At 63.0% G+C, this 17,223-nt stretch carries 15 protein-coding genes; 9 read left to right on the plus strand and 6 right to left on the minus strand.

The features are described 5' to 3' along the window. Positions 1 to 93 precede the first annotated feature (93 nt). The 3 genes from NKH37_RS04370 (at position 94) to NKH37_RS04380 (ending at position 2,101) form a co-directional block, all read left to right on the plus strand. Positions 94 to 345, plus strand: coding sequence for a hypothetical protein (locus NKH37_RS04370; protein WP_023721310.1), 252 nt, complete (start codon positions 94 to 96; stop codon positions 343 to 345). Between the two features lie 11 nt (positions 346 to 356). Beyond that, positions 357 to 1,241 carry a pyridoxal kinase PdxY gene (gene pdxY / locus NKH37_RS04375; protein WP_023721311.1) on the plus strand — a complete coding sequence of 295 codons (885 nt, stop codon included), beginning with the start codon at positions 357 to 359 and terminating at the stop codon, positions 1,239 to 1,241. Between the two features lie 107 nt (positions 1,242 to 1,348). Next, a complete protein-coding gene (locus NKH37_RS04380; RefSeq protein WP_502895840.1) occupies positions 1,349 to 2,101 on the plus strand; it encodes a DUF429 domain-containing protein in 753 nt (250 codons plus the stop codon). 31 nt (positions 2,102 to 2,132) lie between these two features. Here NKH37_RS04380 and NKH37_RS04385 read toward each other — a convergent pair whose 3' ends face one another. Next, the gene (locus NKH37_RS04385; RefSeq protein ID WP_352480981.1) at positions 2,133 to 3,335 is read right to left on the minus strand and encodes an aromatic ring-hydroxylating oxygenase subunit alpha; all 1,203 of its coding nucleotides are present in this window, start codon (positions 3,333 to 3,335) and stop codon (positions 2,133 to 2,135) included. 420 nt (positions 3,336 to 3,755) lie between these two features. Between NKH37_RS04385 and NKH37_RS04390 the strand changes: the two genes are divergently transcribed. After that, positions 3,756 to 4,160, plus strand: coding sequence for a hypothetical protein (locus tag NKH37_RS04390; protein WP_023721314.1), 405 nt, complete (start codon positions 3,756 to 3,758; stop codon positions 4,158 to 4,160). Positions 4,161 to 4,253: 93 nt separating this feature from the next. Here the strand turns inward: NKH37_RS04390 and NKH37_RS04395 are convergent, their stop codons facing one another. Further along, positions 4,254 to 6,341, minus strand: coding sequence for a PAS domain S-box protein (locus tag NKH37_RS04395; RefSeq protein WP_353003980.1), 2,088 nt, complete (start codon positions 6,339 to 6,341; stop codon positions 4,254 to 4,256). Positions 6,342 to 6,380: 39 nt separating this feature from the next. Continuing rightward, positions 6,381 to 7,160 (minus strand): response regulator, encoded by a 780-nt coding sequence (locus NKH37_RS04400; RefSeq protein ID WP_198030534.1) that lies wholly within the window; start codon positions 7,158 to 7,160, stop codon positions 6,381 to 6,383. A 46-nt stretch (positions 7,161 to 7,206) separates the two neighbouring features. Between NKH37_RS04400 and NKH37_RS04405 the strand changes: the two genes are divergently transcribed. Continuing rightward, positions 7,207 to 7,893 carry a winged helix-turn-helix domain-containing protein gene (locus NKH37_RS04405; RefSeq protein ID WP_352588153.1) on the plus strand — a complete coding sequence of 229 codons (687 nt, stop codon included), beginning with the start codon at positions 7,207 to 7,209 and terminating at the stop codon, positions 7,891 to 7,893. 78 nt (positions 7,894 to 7,971) lie between these two features. On the opposite strand, the gene NKH37_RS04410 is transcribed toward NKH37_RS04405, so the two are convergent. After that, complete coding sequence (locus NKH37_RS04410) at positions 7,972 to 8,139, minus strand: hypothetical protein (protein WP_352641299.1); 168 nt, start codon at positions 8,137 to 8,139, stop codon at positions 7,972 to 7,974. A gap of 603 nt (positions 8,140 to 8,742) precedes the next feature. On the opposite strand from NKH37_RS04410, the gene NKH37_RS04415 reads away from it, so the two are divergent. Further along, positions 8,743 to 9,207 (plus strand): L,D-transpeptidase, encoded by a 465-nt coding sequence (locus NKH37_RS04415; protein WP_023721319.1) that lies wholly within the window; start codon positions 8,743 to 8,745, stop codon positions 9,205 to 9,207. Positions 9,208 to 9,277: 70 nt separating this feature from the next. Here NKH37_RS04415 and NKH37_RS04420 read toward each other — a convergent pair whose 3' ends face one another. Together NKH37_RS04420 and NKH37_RS04425 are read right to left on the minus strand one after the other, a co-directional pair. Continuing rightward, the gene (locus NKH37_RS04420; protein ID WP_352480983.1) at positions 9,278 to 12,361 is read right to left on the minus strand and encodes an efflux RND transporter permease subunit; all 3,084 of its coding nucleotides are present in this window, start codon (positions 12,359 to 12,361) and stop codon (positions 9,278 to 9,280) included. Further along, a complete protein-coding gene (locus NKH37_RS04425; protein WP_502895831.1) occupies positions 12,358 to 13,635 on the minus strand; it encodes an efflux RND transporter periplasmic adaptor subunit in 1,278 nt (425 codons plus the stop codon). The genes NKH37_RS04420 and NKH37_RS04425 overlap by 4 nt, the downstream gene beginning before the upstream one ends. Positions 13,636 to 13,785: 150 nt before the next feature. Here NKH37_RS04425 and NKH37_RS04430 point away from each other — a divergent pair, with 150 nt between their 5' ends. From NKH37_RS04430 to NKH37_RS04440, 3 genes are all read left to right on the plus strand, one after another. Further along, entirely contained in the window at positions 13,786 to 14,322 is a 537-nt protein-coding gene (locus NKH37_RS04430) for a TetR/AcrR family transcriptional regulator (protein ID WP_353003984.1), read from the plus strand. Between the two features lie 120 nt (positions 14,323 to 14,442). Beyond that, complete coding sequence (locus NKH37_RS04435; RefSeq protein ID WP_353003987.1) at positions 14,443 to 16,047, plus strand: inorganic phosphate transporter; 1,605 nt, start codon at positions 14,443 to 14,445, stop codon at positions 16,045 to 16,047. Between the two features lie 84 nt (positions 16,048 to 16,131). Then, positions 16,132 to 17,157, plus strand: coding sequence for a transporter (locus NKH37_RS04440; protein ID WP_353003989.1), 1,026 nt, complete (start codon positions 16,132 to 16,134; stop codon positions 17,155 to 17,157). The last annotated feature ends 66 nt before the right edge of the window (positions 17,158 to 17,223 follow it).

A 17,223-nucleotide genomic window follows, 5' to 3' on the forward strand; every position in this document is an offset into this window, starting at 1 on the left:
GCCGAGAAGCGTTACTGGTTTCTACCATTCGCCGTCAGGCCCTGTGACAGACGAGGCGAACGGGTTAAGCTCGGCATGAAACGGGATATCACCATGGCGAAACGCCACGACAGCGACGCGGAATCGCGCCGCATCATCGAACGGGTGGCGCGCGAGACCGACCCGGGCGGCACCTCGTTCCTCGCACGAACCGCCAGAGGCGCGCGAGACCACGTCACAGCGGCCGATGCCGACCGATCGGACCCGATCGAATATTGGGGCACCCGTATTGGTCGGGCGGCAGGCTTGCTTATTGCCATCGGCCTGTTGATCTGGCTCGTGCTTTTCATCACCAGGGGCGGTTAGGACAAAGATCAATGAGCGCCGAAAAAGCCGACGCGCCGCGCGCGGTCATCGTCGTCTCCAGCCATGTCGCACGTGGCTCGGTCGGCAACCGTGCCGCCGTGTTTGCGCTGGAGACGCTGGGGTTTCCGGTTTGGGCGGTGCCGACCGTCATTCTGCCCTGGCATCCGGGGCACGGCCGGGCCACCCGCATCGTGCCGCCGCTGGACCAGTTCAAGGCGCTGATGACCGACCTCGAGCGCGCGCCGTGGCTGGGCGAGGTCGGCGCCGTGCTGTCCGGCTATCTCGGCGAGGCTGGCCAGGCCGAAGCCGTCGCTTCGCTGGTCGGCGCCGTCAAGGCGAAGACGCCGGACGCCCTCTATATCTGCGACCCGGTGATGGGCGATTCGGGCGGCCTCTACGTACCTGAGCCGACCGCAATCGCCATGCGCGACCGGCTGATGCCGATCGCCGATATCGCCACGCCCAACCGCTACGAGCTGGAATGGATGGCCGGAGCGCCGCTGCCCGACCTGAAATCGGCAATGGCTGCTGCCCTGCAAGCCGGCCCACCGGCCATGCTGGTCACTTCGGCACCGGCGATGATGGCCGGCGGCATCGGCAATTTGCTGCTCAACGGCAGAGAGGCGCTGCTTGCAGAACACCGGCTAATCGACAAGCCTCCGAATGGGCTCGGCGACCTGACGGCGGCCGTCTACCTGGCGCGCATCCTGTCCGGCCAAACGGCCGCCAAGGCGCTGCAATCGACCACGGCAGCGGTCTACGAGATCCTGGCGCGCACCGCCAAGCGCGGCGGCGACGAATTGCAGCTCGAGACCGATGCCCAGAGCCTGTCGCACCCGATGGCGATGGTGCAGCTTCGCCATCTCCTGCATCCGGGACGGGATCGCCGGGCGTGACGCAGGCCGAAGACGCCGTGCCCCAGGATGATGCGCCCAAGGGTGCTGCGCCCGACCATGTTGTGCCTGGGGATGTTGTGCCCGAGGATGTTGCGCCTAGGGATGTTGTGCTTGTCGGCGTCGACGGTTGCAAGACCGGCTGGATAGCCGTCCGCCGCGATTCCGGTGCCGCACCGTCGACAGCCGTTTTCCCAAGCTTCGCGGCGTTGCTCGACCAGCTACCCGTCAATGCAATCGTAGCGGTCGATATGCCGATCGGCCTGCCCGATTTCTCGCAAAGAGGCGGTCGCGGTCCGGAGGCGCTGGTGCGGCCATTTCTTGGCGCCCGGCAATCCAGTGTCTTTGCCATCCCCTCCCGCGCCGCGCTCTACGCGGAGATCGAAGCCTTCACCACGGTCGAAGCCTGGTACGCGGCACATCGCAGGGCAAGTGACGTGGCCAAGACGACCTCAGATCCGCCGCGCGGTGTCTCGATCCAGGCCTTCGGCATCTTTGCCAAGATCCGTGAGATCGATTCGCTGCTGATCGCGCGGCCCGAACTGCGCAGCCGCGTCTTCGAATCGCATCCGGAAGTTGCCTTCTGCAGACTGAACGGCGACCGGGCGATGCGTCTGCCGAAGAAGATCAAGGGCAACATCAATCCGGCCGGCATGGCCGAACGCAAGGCGCTGCTTGCCCGGCATGGTTATGGCCAGCATTTTCTCGACCAGAGGCCGCCGCGCGGCGCGGCCACCGACGATTTCCTCGATGCCGCGGCGATGATGCTGATTGCCGGCCGCATCGCCAGAGGCGAGGCAATGCCGTTTCCGGATCCGCCGCTCGCCGATCGTTTCGGCATTCCCGTCGCCATCTGGGCTTGAGGACCAGGGCTAACGTTTTAGGTGGCATGCGTCAGGAGCGTGATCTGAGCGCCTCGTTGAGCGCCCACATATCCTTCTCCTCGGGCGCGGTCTCCAATCCGAGCACGGGAATTTGCTTGCGCAAATGGTCGTGGTGGGTGCGCACGCCATATTCGAGATCGGAGAGGTAAAAACCTCCGAAGGCTTCTGACAGCATGGATTCGTTCGACCATATCGAAAGCTGTACATCTTCGGCCAGCGTGTCGCGGTCGATGCGGTAGGATAGGTAGCGGGCAGCCGCCTGCTCCCTGCTCTCGTCGCGATAGCGGTAGATGGCGCCGCGCAGCAGCGTCTCACCCGTCGACAGCGGGAACTCCTGATAGAACTGCACCGACTCCGGCATGATCGACAGCGCGTTGTTCGGGAAGATGCCGTAATAGATCCAGGCCTTGCGCAGGTGCTCCGGCAGTTGCTTCGCCTCGGGTGCGAGCTTGATGTATTGCGCGACGCTCCAGCGCCGTCCGGCATGCGGGTTGTAAGTGGCGAACGAGCGCGACACGCCGTTGACGAACGGCTCGTCGAAGTAGGTCGCGCCATAAAGATCCTGCAGCGCCGGATGCGCCATGGCGACGTGGTAGCCTTCATTGTCGACGTCGCGCACCGACTTCCAGTTGACCGGCGTCTTTTGGGTCCAGATGCCCCAGGACGGCACCATCTCGGCGACGCCGTAATGGGCAATCTCGGCTTCGATCGGCTTCAACAACTCGGCAACGGATGGCTGCGGGCCACCCTTGCGGAAGCGGATGAAGATGAAGCCCATCCAGATTTCGAGCTCGAGCGGCATCAGGCCGAATTCGGTCTTGTCGAGGTCGGGGAAGGACCGCGGGCGGGCAGCGCCGCGCAACGTGCCGTCGAGATTGTAGACCCAGCCATGAAAGGGGCAGACCAGCGCATTCTTGCAAGTGCCTTGGCTATCGGCAACGACGCGACTGCCGCGGTGGCGGCACATATTGTTGAAGGCGCGCACCACGCCATCCTTGCCGCGCACGATCAGCGCCCGCTCGCCGACCACATCCATCGTCAGATAGTCGCCGGCGTTCGGCAGGTCGCAGACATGGCCGGCGATCTGCCAGTGATTGCGGAAGACGTGCTCTTTCTCGAGTTCGAGCAAGGCGTCGGAATGATAGCTCCAGCCCGGCAGGCCCCGCCGATCCCAATCGTTGGGGATTGCCACGTCACGCAGATGCGGGTTCATAAAAGGCTCTTATTTATTGAATGGCCGTTCAATACAAGCATATTTTCTGTTGAAATGCAATAGCTTGCGAGAATAGGGCGAATTCCCGACGCGAAACCGATCGGTAATTGAGAGCCGAGCTCGAACGATCGAAGCCGGGAAAATCCCGGGAATTCCGGGCGTTAATCCCCTTACGCTTGTTGAGCGCCCAGCCCTCCGTGGACCGGAAAAGTCGACGTGGATCCGGTGCCGTGGATAGCGGAAAACGAGCGCTGAATGTCACCGGTGCGGCCAGCTACGCATCATCGGTTTGCCCCCGGAATGGCCGCGGGCCTGGTTTCATGCCGGTTACACAATCGTTAATCCATCATCGTTGGCCCGTTACAAGGTGCGGTTAAGTTCGTTTCAACAGGGAAAAGAAGAACACCGAAGGAAACGACGATGCATACGAAAACCCAGATCACCGACAACGACCATCGCCTGCAGGGTCCGCAGCGCAACGACCGGCGCCCGAAGCTGGCGCTGCGCCAGCGCGCCAGCGATCACCCGATGGCGATGTTCCTGCTGCTTGCCGCTGCCGCGTTTGCCGGCATGGCGTTCACGCCGACCGTCGGTCCGGCCTTCGCCTCGCTGAACCCGCCGGTCAACCTCATCGACGGCGCGACGACCACGACCAAGACGGCGCGCCTGCCGATCCCGGACATCGATTTTGCCTGCAAGGGTCAGGCCTGGGGCGCCGAGAGCCTGGACTGCCTGCGCGCCATCGCTGCCCAGTCGGGCAAGGCACGGCCCGTCCGCATGATCGCCAACGCCGCCCCGCTGGCCGATACGCCGAACGTTTTTTGATCTTTTCGCGAGCGCCCTCCAGCACTCCAGTCAGGCTCCCGCCGCAATGTCGGCTGGGAGCCTTTTTTCTTTCCTTTTTGTCTCTCTGGGAGTCTAGCCGCCCAAAGCGACCTGCTCGGCAATGGCCGAGAGCACGCCGCGCACATCCAGCGTGCTGAACGGCTTTTCGAGGATTGGCGGCCGCTGCGGCGCCGGCAGCGCCTCGATTTCGCCTTTTGCGCCGATCAGATCGCCGGTGACAAGGACGAAACGCCGCGCCAGATCCGGCATTTCGGCAAGCAGCTCGCGATAGGCGGCTATGCCGCTGGTGCCGGGCATGCGCAAATCGGAAAACACGATGTCCGGCGGCATGTGGCCGCTCAGGGTCGCGGCGGCCGAGACCCAGGCCGGCACGATCCGCGACTTGATGCCCATCAACTCCAGAATGTCGGACAGCGACGCCGCGACATCCGGCTCATCGTCTATGATCAGCGCGTGACGCAAGCCGCTCGACCGCGACGGACTGTCGCCGGCGGCGACCGCGCCGGCAGCGATCGCCGGCAACTGCACGACAAAACGCACGCCTCTCGGCGAAACCTCCTCGAACCAGATATTGCCATTGTGCCGCTCGATGATCGATTTGGAAATCGACAGGCCGATACCGGTACCGACGCCGACTGGCTTGGTGGTGAAATAGGATTCGAATATGCGTGAGCGTATCGCTTCCGGCACGCCTGGCCCGTTGTCCTCGACCGAGAATCCGGGATTGCCGCGGTCGCTGCGAAACGTCCGGACCTTGATCCGCCGGTCGCCGGCAATGCCGGCCAAGGCATGCTGGCTGTTGATGAGGAAGTTGGCGGCTACCTGCGTCACGTGGTCGGCATCGGCCATGGCCAGCAGCGGGCCGCCGGCGAAATCGGTGTCGATGATGATGCCGCTTGATCGCGCGCCATAGGCGGTCACTTCGAGTGCCGCGCGGATCACCTGGTTGAGGTCGGTCTCGGCCTGCGCCGTCGGGTGCAGGCGGACCATCGACAGGAAGCTTTTGACGATACGGCCGCAGCGCTCGGCAGCGGCGCGCACCTTTTCGGCGCGTACTTTGGTCTGCGGATCGGCGGCGAATTCATGCAGCAGCGTCGACTGGGCGACGACCACGGCCAGCGGGTTGTTGAGCTCGTGCGAAACGCCCGCAAGCAGCGAGCCCATCGCCGCCATCTTCTCGTTCTGGTGCAGTTTTTCGCGCTGACGGTTGATTTCCTCCTCAGCGCGCAATCTGTCGCGCAGGTCGCGGATGGAGCCGAAGATCAGATGGCGATCGGCGACCCGCATCTCGGTCGCCGTCAGCTCGATCGGAAAAACCTCGCCGGCGGCATTCTGGGTGACCGTTTCGAGCCGCTGGCCGACCATCGGCGCGCCGCGGCCCGACATGTATTCGGCGCCCGACGCATAGCCTTTGCGGTAATATTCCGGCACGACCGTGTCGAGCAGGTCCTTGCCGAGGATATCGCCGCGTCGATAGCCGAACATCTTCTCGGCGGCCGGATTGAATTCGATGATCGAGCCGGTCTCGTCGATGACGATGATGGCGTCGAGCGAGGCCTGTAGCATGGTGCGGCGAATGACGTCACTGGCATGCGCGTCGGAGGGCGACCGTTCGATGGCGTCGCCAATGGCGAGTGCCACCATGTGCAGCGCCGCCTCTTCCTGGTCGGTCCATTCGCGTTCGTTGACGCAGTCGTTGACCGCCAGCGTGCCCCACAAATTGCCGTGCGAAAAGACCGACACCGACAGGAACGACTTGATGTTCTGCTTTTCGAAATCGGTCCGCAGAAAGCCTTCGAGATCGCGTGTGTGCCCGGCGAATATCTTGCCTTGGCGCTCGTCCTCCGCCAGCTGTTCCAGCAATGGGTCCGAATCGACGACCGACTGCATGATGACGGTCGGTGACGCCAGCTCGCCGCCAAACCGGGGGGCGATCCAATAAGCGGCGACCGACTGGGCGAAGCCCTGGCCGGGCAGTTCGCGCAGGCGAAACAGGATGCCGCGGTGACAATCCATGGCTTCGCAAAGCGTTTGGAGGATACCCTCCATCTCGCGCTGCCAGTCGCCGGCTTCGCGCAGCCGGCGAACCACATGCACGGCCGCCATCGCCGCGCCCTGCCTGGCGCCCTGCGAGTCCGCGCGTGCTGTTTCAGCCGTCATGGTCATTTCCTGGCCGTGGCTTGCTCAAGCCGCCGGGCCTCAGTTATTTTCGCCGGCTGGCAGCGAGAAGATATAGCCTTCGCCGCGCACCGTGCGCAGGAATTTCGGATTGGCCGGATCCGCCTCGATCTTCTTTCTCAGCCGCATGATGCGGATGTCGACGGCGCGGGACGATTCCGCGTCCTCGACGAAACCGATCGCCTCGGAGATCGCCGCCCGCGTCAACAGCCGGTTGGCGCGGGTAAGGAACACCTCCAGCACGTCGAACTCGCTCTTGGCCATGTCGATGACCGCACCGTTGGCGCCGGTGACGAGCCTGCCGTCGAGGTCGGCGTGAAAGGCGCCGAAGCTCACGGACCGGCGGCCACCGGATGTTTCAGCCTTGGCTTTTTGTGGCTCGGTCGGCTCCGGAACGCGGCGCAGCACGCTGCGCACCCTGGCCAGCACTTCTCGCAACTCGTAAGGCTTGACGATGTAGTCGTCAGCGCCGAGTTCCAGTCCGACGATGCGGTCGAGCGCGGTACCGGCGGCCGTCGCATAGATGATGCCGATCGGCATTTTCGACCGCATCCAGCGGCCGAGGGACAGGCCGTCCTCGCCCGGCATGGCGATGTCGAGAATGGCCAGATGGAAGGACTGGGCTTCCAACAGGTCGCGCGCCGCCGCCGCACTTTCGGCCGTGGCCACATCATAGCCGCTGGCGCCGAGATACTCGGCGACCGCGTCCCTCAGGTCGGGCTCGTCCTCGACAATGACAATTCGTGCCCGCACGATGCGTTCGCTCCCGCTTTCAGCGGAAAGTAGATTGGGTATAAACATGATGTCCAGCACTCTTCTTGGGTTGCCGTATGCGGGGTAGAAAAACATGGCTGCACGATCCGTCATCGCGCTTGTTTCCGTCGCTGAAGTAATTGCGACCGATCTCGCCGATCATCTCAAGCGACGCGGTCATGACGTCCGCGCCGCGCGACAGCCGTGGGAAGCCGAATCGCTGCTTTCTGAAAAGGGTATCGATGTCGTGGTTGTCGGCGACAGCGTCAGCCAGGCGGAGGGGCGCGACCTGCTCAGGCGACATGGCGGCGAAGGTGGACCGGATTTCATCCTGATCTGCCGCCCGGCCGATCTGGTCGACAAGGTGCTGGCGCTCGAGCTCGGCGCCGCCGACGTCGTCGAAAGCCCGCTCAATGTCAGGGAGCTTGCCGCCCGCGTTGGCGGCCTGCTGGCTCGGCGCGGCAGGAGCGCCGGGGAATTGATCGTGCTGGAGAACGCGACCGTCGATCTCCGGTCGGCCATCGTCATGCACCGCTCGGGCACGGAAGAACAGCTGTCCGCCGGGCAGGTGGCGCTGCTCAGGCTGTTCCTGGCCAGCCCGCGCAAGGTGCTGACGCGTGACGACATCATCGCCGCCGCGCCCGCCGAAAATGCCGAAGCCTTCGACCGGTCGATCGATTCGCGCATCGTGCGGCTGCGCCGCAAGCTCGACACCGAAACCATCACCACCATACGGGGTGCGGGTTACCGGTTCGATCCGCCAACGCAATTCGCCGATTGAATGCAGGACAGCCACCCCTTTTTTGAGTATCGGATTTTCCTAAAACCGGTTCCCGCTTTTGGGTCCGATGCTCTTTCCTCAGCGCGCCACGAGAAGCGACGGGCCTGACGGCATGTCACTGTTCGTGCTGACCTCGCCGGCATGCGCACGTTCCTTCAGCAGCACGGTTGCGAGGCCGGCAATGCCGAGCAGGCCCTGCACGTAGAGCAGGGCAGAAAGCACGGAAGCGGCGAATTTCGTTTTCATCCTGTTCTTTCCTCAAAATTGGGATTTACGGGCGCTTCAGGGGAACCCCCGAAGCGCCCGCGCCGCCAGCGGAGCCCCCCGTTGCGGCGCGGGCCTTCGGTCCTCTCGGCTGCAAGTTGCCGGAGGCGCCGCGCATCCTCAACGGCTCTAAGCCGCCCCCGCCAGAGGGGCTTGAGCCGGTCGACGCGCAGGCTGGAAACTGTCCAGACAATCCAGACCGTAGCGAAAACAGTGTTGGCTTCCGATCGTTCGTTGCCCGCTGTTTTCGTTACGTCAACTTTGCCCGTTCGCTGTATCCGGATCATGCCGCCGAGGCCGCGCTTTGTTGCAGCTCGGTTTCGGAGTCAGGTGGAATTCCTCTCAAACGAAAGACAATCGCGTATTCGTGCCGCGGTTTGGCTGATCCGCTTAGGCAAACACGCCGCCGCTGTCATGACGACGTCCAACAGCTGTAAGCCGCTTTGCACGGCGTTTTCTGTTAACCCGGGGGAAACAGAATCGAAACACAAACGAGCATCTAGCGAAATCGGCTCGAAACATGACGCCCCGATAAGCCGGTCATCGAATTGAGCCGGCCCCGACCGGCAGAATAGGGGAGACATCATGTACACCGCCATTTCCGCCAAGCTCATCAACATCGCCGCCGCCGTCATCACCGGTGCTGCCTTGCTTGTCAGTGCCGGCAACAGCGCAGCCCACGCCGCCGCCAACAAGATCGTCGCGCGTGTGTCGCTATCGCAGCAGACCATGGAAATCCTGGTCGACGGCCGGCCGACATTCGCCTGGAAAGTCTCGACCGGCGACAGGACGCACGTCACGCCGACCGGTTCGTTCAAGCCGACCCGCATGCATGAAATGTGGTATTCGAAGAAATACGACAACGCCCCGATGCCGCATTCGGTGTTCTTCAGCGGCGGCTACGCCGTACATGCGACAAGCGCCATCAAGCGCCTCGGCCAGCCGGCCTCGCATGGCTGCGTGCGTCTGCATCCGGACAACGCCGCCGATTTCTATCAGCTCGTCGAGGTGTTCGGCCCGGCCAACACCAGCATCGTCATCGTCAAATGAGCGATGCTTTTCGTAGCTCCCAAGAAAGGCCGGAAATCCGGCCTTCTTTATTGTGCAATGTTAGTACAATCTAATCCGGCATCACCGGCATCAGCTTGGGGTCCGGCTTTTCGGCGTGATGCGGCAGGTCCTTGCTGGCGATAAACGTGTAGAACATCGGCACCACGAAGAGCGTGAACATGGTTCCGACCAGGATGCCGGTGAAGATCACCAGGCCCATCGAATAGCGTGCCGCGGCACCAGCGCCGCTGGAGATGATCAGCGGCACCACTCCGAGCGCCATCGCCGCCGTCGTCATCAGGATCGGCCGCAGCCGCACCTTGGCCGACGCGATGATCGCATCGCGCCGCCGCATGCCGTGCATTTCACGCTGCTGGTTGGCGAACTCGACCAGAAGGATGCCGTGCTTGGTGATCAGGCCGATCAGCGTAATCAAGCCGACCTGGGTGTAGATGTTGAGGGTGCCGAGCCCGACATTAAGCGGCACGATCGCGCCGAAGATCGAGAGTGGCACCGCCATCATGATGATCAACGGATCGCGGAAACTTTCGAACTGCGCCGCCAGCACCAGATAGATGACGAGAACGGCTGCCGCGAAGGCGATGATGATCGTGTAGCCCTGTTGCTTCTCCTGCCGCGACTGGCCGGTATAGTCGATGAAGAAAGTGTCGGGCAGGCTCTCCTTGGCGATATCCTCGATCGCTTTCAAACCGTCGCCGGTGGTGACGCCAGGCAGCGGCAGGGCGGAAATCGTTGCGGAATTCAACTGGTTGAACTGCTCGATCGCCGCCGGCGACGCGTTGGTCGAGATCTTCACCACCGCAGAGAGCGGCACCATCTCACCCGAGACGCTGCGCACGAAATACTCCCCCAGTTTTTCGGGATTGTCGCGAAAGCTCTGCGGCACCTGCGGGATGATGTCGTAGCTGTTGGATTCGCGGTCGAATTGCGCCACCTCGGCGCCACCGACCAAGAGGGTCAGCGTCCGGCCGATATCGGCGATCGGCAGGTTGAGTGCCGCGGCGCGGTCGCGGTCGATCGTCACCGTCACTTGCGGCGCATCGTAGGACATCGAATTCTGCACCGCGAGGAAGCGACCGGAGGCCTGCGCCTTGTTCTTGATGTTCTCGGCCGCCTCGTACACTTGGGAGGCCTCGCCGGTCGAGCGCACCACCATCGTGATTGGCAGGCCGCCGCCGGAGCCGGGCAGTGTCGGCGGTGCGAAGACGAAAGCCTCGACGCCCGCCACCTTGGCAAGGCGGGCAGTGATGTCTTCCTGAAGTTCCTTCGAGCTGCGCGCGCGCTCGGCCCAGTCCTTGAACGCAAAGCCGACGAAAGCGCTGTTCGTCGGGCCTTGGAACGCGACGGCGGAGAACCGCGCCCTGGTTTCGGGGATATCATTCACTAGCCCGAGAATCTGGTTCACATAGGTCTCGGTGTAGTCCGACGTCGCATAGCGCGGTGCGTTCACAATAGACAGCAAGAAGCCCTGGTCTTCTTCCGGCGCCAGTTCGCTCGCGGTCTTGGTGAACATGAAGCCGGTCGTGGCGACCAGTGCGATGACGATCATCAGCGTCACCGGGCGATATTTCAGCGAGCCGCTGACCAGCCGCTCATAGACGTTTTCGACGCGCCCGAACGTGTTGTCGACAATGCGCTGGAAGCGGCTGTGCGAGCCGGCCCTCAGGATGCGTGCCGACATCATCGGCGTGACGGTTAGGGCAACGACACCCGAAAGGACCACCGAGCCGGCAAGCGTCACTGCGAATTCGCGAAACAGTGCGCCTGTCAGGCCGCCGGTGAAGGCCAGCGGCGCGAACACGGCGGCCAACGTTATCGTCATGGCGACGACGGCGGAGGAGATCTCCCGCATGCCGTTGAAAGCCGCCTGCATCGGCGACAAGCCGTCTTCCTCCATGTGGCGGTGGATGTTTTCCACCACCACGATGGCATCGTCAACAACCAGTCCGATCGCCAGCACCATGGCCAGCAACGACAAAAGGTTGATCGAATAACCCAAAGAAAACAGCAGGAAACAGACGCCGATCAGCGACAGCGGAATGGTCACGATCGGCATCAGCACCGAGCGGAACGAGCCGAGGAAGAGCAGGATGACGACGATGACGATGGCGACCGCCTCGCCGATGGTCTTGAACACCTCCTCGATCGACGCGCTGATCTGCTCGGTCGAGTCATAGACGATCTCGATCGTCATGCCGAGCGGCAGCGTCTCCTGGATCGTCGGCACAATCTTGTGGATCGCCGCCGCGGTGGTCAGTGGATTGGCGGCCGGCGTCGGAAAGATGGCGAGAAAGATGCCGGGCTTGCCGTTGAAGGTGACCCTGGTGTCGGTGTTCACCGCGGCGAGTTCGACGCGGGCCACGTCGCGCAGTCTCACCACATTGCCGTCTTTCGAGCGGAGCGGAAGGGCAGCGAAAGCCTCCGGCGTCTGCAGGGTCGAGCGAACCGTGATCGAGGAAGCCACATATTCGTTTTCGGTATCGCCGGGCGCGGAGAGGAAATTCGATTCGTTAATGGCGGTCAGCACTTCCGCCGCCGTCACACCGCGCGCCGCCAGTTTGATCGGGTCGATCCAGACACGCATCGAATATTCGGCGGCGCCGAAAATCTGCACGTCGGCAACACCTTCGACCGTCGACATACGCGGCCGCACGACGCGCTCGATATATTCGGTGAGCTGTTCCGGCGTCATGTTCGGGTTCTGCATCGAGATGTACATCATCGCGAACTGCTGGCCGGTGCCCTTGACGATCACCGGGTCTTTGGTTTCGTCCGGCAGATCGCCGCGAACGCTCTGAACCTTCGACAGGACTTCGTTCAGCGCAACGTCGGGGTCGGAGCCGAGTTTCATCTGCACTGTCACGGTGCTGGATGACGGCCGGCTCGCCGACGTGACATAATCGATGTTTTCGGTCGAAGCGACAGCACGCGCGATCGGCGCGGAAATGAACCCCTGGATCAGGTCGGCGCTGGCGCCGGGATAGGCCGTGGTGATCGTGATGGCCGTTTCTTCAACCTCTGGATACTGCCGGATCGAAAGGTTGAAGATGCCCTGAAAACCCAGAAGCAGGATCATGCAGGCAAGCACGGTCGAAAGGACCGGGCGGCGGATGAAGAGGTCGGAAAAGCTCATTGCTGGGCTGCCTGCTGGTTCCCCGGCTTGCTCGGATCGATTGTGTTGTCGACGGCAACGGACATGCCGTTGGAGAGCCGGTTCTGGCCGGCGGTAACGACTTCGTCGCCGGGCTGGATGCCTTCCAGGATCTCGACCAGGCCGGCGTTGTGGCGGCCTGGCTTGACGAACACCTGGGCGAGCACGAGCTGCGGCTTCTGTTCTTCCGCTGCCGGTTTGGCTTCCGCTGCCGGTTTGGCTGGGGTAGCGCCCGGCTTTTCTTCGGGTTTTGCCGCGGGTGCTTCGGCAGCGGGCTTGGCAGCATCCGCGGCTGGTTTTTCTTCCGGCTTTGCCTCGGGAGCCGCGCCGTTGACTTCTGCGGATTTGGCCGGGCGCACCACGAAGACGAAGTCACCGTACAGGCTGGAGGTCAGCGCAGTCTGCGGCAGCGCCAGCACGTTGTTCTCCTCCGGCAGTTCGACACGCACCTGGACGAACTGGCCGGGCGTCAGCTTGCCTTCAGGATTGGCGACCTCCGCCCTCACCGTCACCAGCCGGCTCGTCGGGTCGATCTTCGGATCGATACCGCGGATGCTGCCGGCGAACGGCATGTCGCCGCCGCCAATGCCCAGCCGCACCGTCTGTCCGATCTTCAGCAGCGGAAGCTGCTGCTCCGGCACGGTGAAATCGACACGCATCGTGTCCATGTCCTGCAAGGTCACCACGGCGGTGCCGGGTGTGAGATACTGGCCAATGTCGATTTTCGGAATACCGACGGTGCCCTTGAAAGGGGCCGTCAACTGCTTTTGGTCGAGCACCGCTTGCAGCTTGTTTACCTGCGCGGAGGAGACCGATGCTGCCGCCTGCGCCGTGTCCAGCGTAGCGTCGGTGCCGACCCCGCGCTTCTGCAGCTCAAGAGCGCGCATCAGCGTCGTCTGGTCGGATGTGGCTTGCGCCTTCGACGCCACGAGGTCGGCCCGCTCGACGGCATCGTCGAGCTGCAGCAGCACGGCGTTGGCGGCGACCTTCTGATTGGCATGAAACTGGATGTCCTTGACGATACCCGCGGTTTCGACGGTCAGGTCGACGCCGCGCACGGCACTGACAGTACCGATCGCCTCGACGCCGGGCGTCCAGGACATCGGTTTGACGATGACTGTCGACACGGTCGCGGCCGGCGGCTTCATGGTGGCGAAAAACTGTTTGATCGCATTGTCGCGGAACAGGTTGAAGCCGACGATGCCGCCGCACACCAGCACGAGCAGAATGAAGGCGATGATGAAGCGCTTGATCACGAACAGTCCCCTCGGCCATGGCCCAGCATAACGGTCGGATGACCGGAACACATACCTGTGACTGGTCCCAATTTCAAATGACGGCAATCTTACTGTACCGTCTGGACGGTCTTGTCAATTCCGCTTAAGCTAATGAATGGGGAACGATTGATGAAGGCCCGCAGAACAAATTCGCGCGAGAAGATCCTCGCCGCCGCCGCCGACGTGGCACGCGAGACGGGTCCTGGCAGCCTGTCGCTGGATGCGGTCGCCAGCCGCGCCGGCGTGTCGAAGGGTGGTCTTCTCTACAATTTCCCGACGAAGGCGAAATTGATGCAGGCGCTGGTGGAGGATTACCTCAGCGCGTTCCAAAAGGCGCTTGAGGCCGCCCGCACCAACGGCGTCAGCGGTGAGAGCCCGCTTGCGGCCTATATCAGGCTTTCGGCCGAGCATGCCGAGGAGTCGAAACCGTCGGCGTCCTGGATATTTTCGGCGATTGCCGAGGATCCCGATTTCCTGACGCCGATAAAATCGTTCAGGCGGCAAGTGTTCGAGCGGCTGAAGGAGGAGACGCCGAATCTCAAGGCGCTGCTGGTCTGCTATCTCGCTATCGAAGGGCTTCGCAGCATGAACCTGTTCGGTTCGGACATTCTCTCCGCCGACGAGCGCCGGCTGCTGATATCGACCCTGCTGGAGATCGCGGAATAGATCAGGAACCCCCGTCCAGCACTATCTGCTCCAATCTCAAAGTGCTCTGCCGTCACACAGGCTTCATTGTGCCGACATAGCGTCCTCCCATTCTTTGCTGCAACGCAAGAGGAGTGGGGTATGGTCGATATTGTTTCCAGCGAAGCAGGAATTCCAAGGCCGGAGCATCCGCTCGACCGGCCAAACAGCACCGGCAAATGGTTTCTGCCGGCCTTTGCCGTCATCATCCTGGGCGGCCTTGCCTATGTCGGCTACGCGCTCAGCCAGGACCTGACCAGCACCGTCGCGGTGCCGTGGATTCTGCTTGGCCTGGCGCTGCTGATCGCGCTCGGCTTCGAATTCGTCAACGGTTTTCACGACACCGCCAATGCGGTGGCAACGGTGATCTACACCCATTCCATGCCGGCCGAGCTTGCAGTGATGTGGTCCGGCTTTTTCAACTTCCTCGGCGTGCTCACCGCCAGCGGGGCGGTCGCCTTCGGCATCATTTCGCTGCTGCCGGTCGAACTGATCCTTCAGGTCGGATCAAGCTCCGGGCTGGCCATGGTCTTCGCGCTGCTGGTCGCAGCGATCATGTGGAACCTTGGAACCTGGTATCTCGGCCTGCCTGCCTCGAGTTCGCACACGCTGATCGGTTCGATCATCGGCGTCGGCCTCGCCAACCAGTTCACGGCGCCGGCCGATTCCATCACCAGCGGCATCGACTGGTCGCAGGCAAGCAATGTCGGCCTGTCGCTTCTGATCTCGCCGCTGGTCGGGTTTTGCCTGGCTGGGCTGCTGCTTCTGGCGATGAAGCTGCTGGTCAGGAACCGCGAGCTTTACGAGGCGCCGAAGTCGAGCGCTCCGCCGCCGCTGTGGATCCGGGCGCTGCTCATCTTCACCTGCACCGGCGTCAGCTTTGCCCACGGCTCCAATGACGGGCAAAAGGGCATGGGCCTCATCATGCTCATCCTGATCGGCGTGGTGCCGACCGCCTTCGCGCTCAACCGCACACCGGACGTGAACTATCTCGAAGCTTACAAGTCCGCAGCGACGCAGGTCGAAACGGTACTCGGCAAATACGTCAAGCCCGGCGTCGCCGTGACCGACGCGGCAACCGTGGTCGGTGACGCCGTTCGCACCAAGACCTGGAAGGACGAGACCACGCCTGCCCTGCAGAGCTTCATCCACGACACTAGCGCAATGTTGTCGCCCTATCCGTCCGTGGAAAAGCTGCCGACAACGCTGGTCAGCAACGCCCGCAACAACATCTATCTTATCGGTGAAGCGCTGAAACTGATCGACAAGAAGAAGCTGCTGCCGATGGAGGTCGACGACCTGAAGGCGGTGACGACCTATCACAAGGCGGTCGACAACGCGACGAAGTTCATCCCGCTCTGGGTCAAGGTCGCCATCGCGCTGGCGCTCGGCCTCGGCACCATGGTCGGCTGGAAGCGCATCGTCGTCACCGTCGGCGAGAAGATCGGCAAAAGCCATCTGACCTACGGCCAGGGTGCGTCCGCAGAGCTTGTTGCAATGGCGACCATCGCATCGGCCGACTATCTCGGCCTGCCGGTCTCGACCACCCATGTGCTGTCGTCGGGCGTTGCCGGCACCATGGCGGCGAACGGCTCGGGCCTGCAATGGTCGACAGTGCGCAACATGCTGATGGCCTGGATACTGACCCTTCCGGTCTCCATCTGTCTTGCCTTCGTGCTGTTCGTCATCTTCCGCCAGATATTCTGAGCGGGGATAGGACTTGGCCAGAATGTCGCGGCGCCGGCTCCGGCGCCGCCCGGATCCTGAACGTGCATTGTCTCGGCGGCGGCCATGAATGACGCATCGCATCTGACATTGCTTGCCGCGGACGACCAGCATCATGCCCCCGGGCTGGTCTGGGCCTATCATGCCGCTCCCGGCAAAGCTCCCGAATCGCTGGCGCCCCGGGACATGGAGGCCGCGCTGGCCTCACTGGACGGCTGGGTCTGGCTGCATGTCGACCTTGTCGACCGGCGCGCCCATTCCTGGGTCAGCCATGCCTGCGCGCTGCCGGCGTCGGCTCATGCAATCCTCGAAGGACATGAGGACAGCCTGGTGCTGGCGCATGAGAATGGCGTCGTCCACGGCATTTCCGCCGACCTGCATGGCGAGATCGCCCATCAGTCGACGACCATCGGCAGATTGCATTTTGCGGTCTCGGAGCGGCTGCTGGTCACCGGCCGGCGCCATCCGCTGGCGGCGGTGGAGGAAGTGCACACCGCCCTTGCCGCAGGGCTGCGGCCCGCCACAGCATTCGAGCTGTTCGAAACGCTTGTCATGGCTTTTTGCAAGACCACCAGCCTGCGGCTCGCCGCGGCGACGAAGCGGCTCGATGCGGTCGAGGACCATCTCGTGACCGAGCGGCTTGCCGACGAAAGACGACAGCTGAAGGATGTGCGCCGCCTTGCCGTATCCTTGCATCGGCCGATCTCGGCCCTGGCAGCACTTTTCCAGGATGAAGACCGTTCCGCCTGGAACCTTTCCGCCGGCGCACATGAAGTTCTGCGCCGGCTTGCTGCCCGCCTGGAACGGCTCGACCGCGAGGTCGTCATGATCAACGACCGGGCAAGGCTGCTGCAGGAGGAGCTTGCGGCCGAGCTTGCCGACGAATCGAACCGCAGCCTCAAGGCGCTGGCAGTGATGAGCACACTGCTTTTGCCGGGCACCCTGATCGTCGGCATATTCGGCATGAACACCGGCGGGCTGCCATTCACCGACAGCCCCAGCGGCTTCATCCTGGCGATGCTGCTCGCGGTCGGCGCGACCGGCCTGTTCTACTGGCTTCTACTGTGCGCCGGCGCCAAACTGCGGTTCTGAGGCCGACTAATGGCGGCGTTCGTTCGCCTGTATGCAAAGTACGGGCTGGCACGTCGAAACCACGCC

This window comes from Mesorhizobium sp. M1217, from assembly GCF_040318275.1.
Lineage (GTDB): Bacteria > Pseudomonadota > Alphaproteobacteria > Rhizobiales > Rhizobiaceae > Mesorhizobium.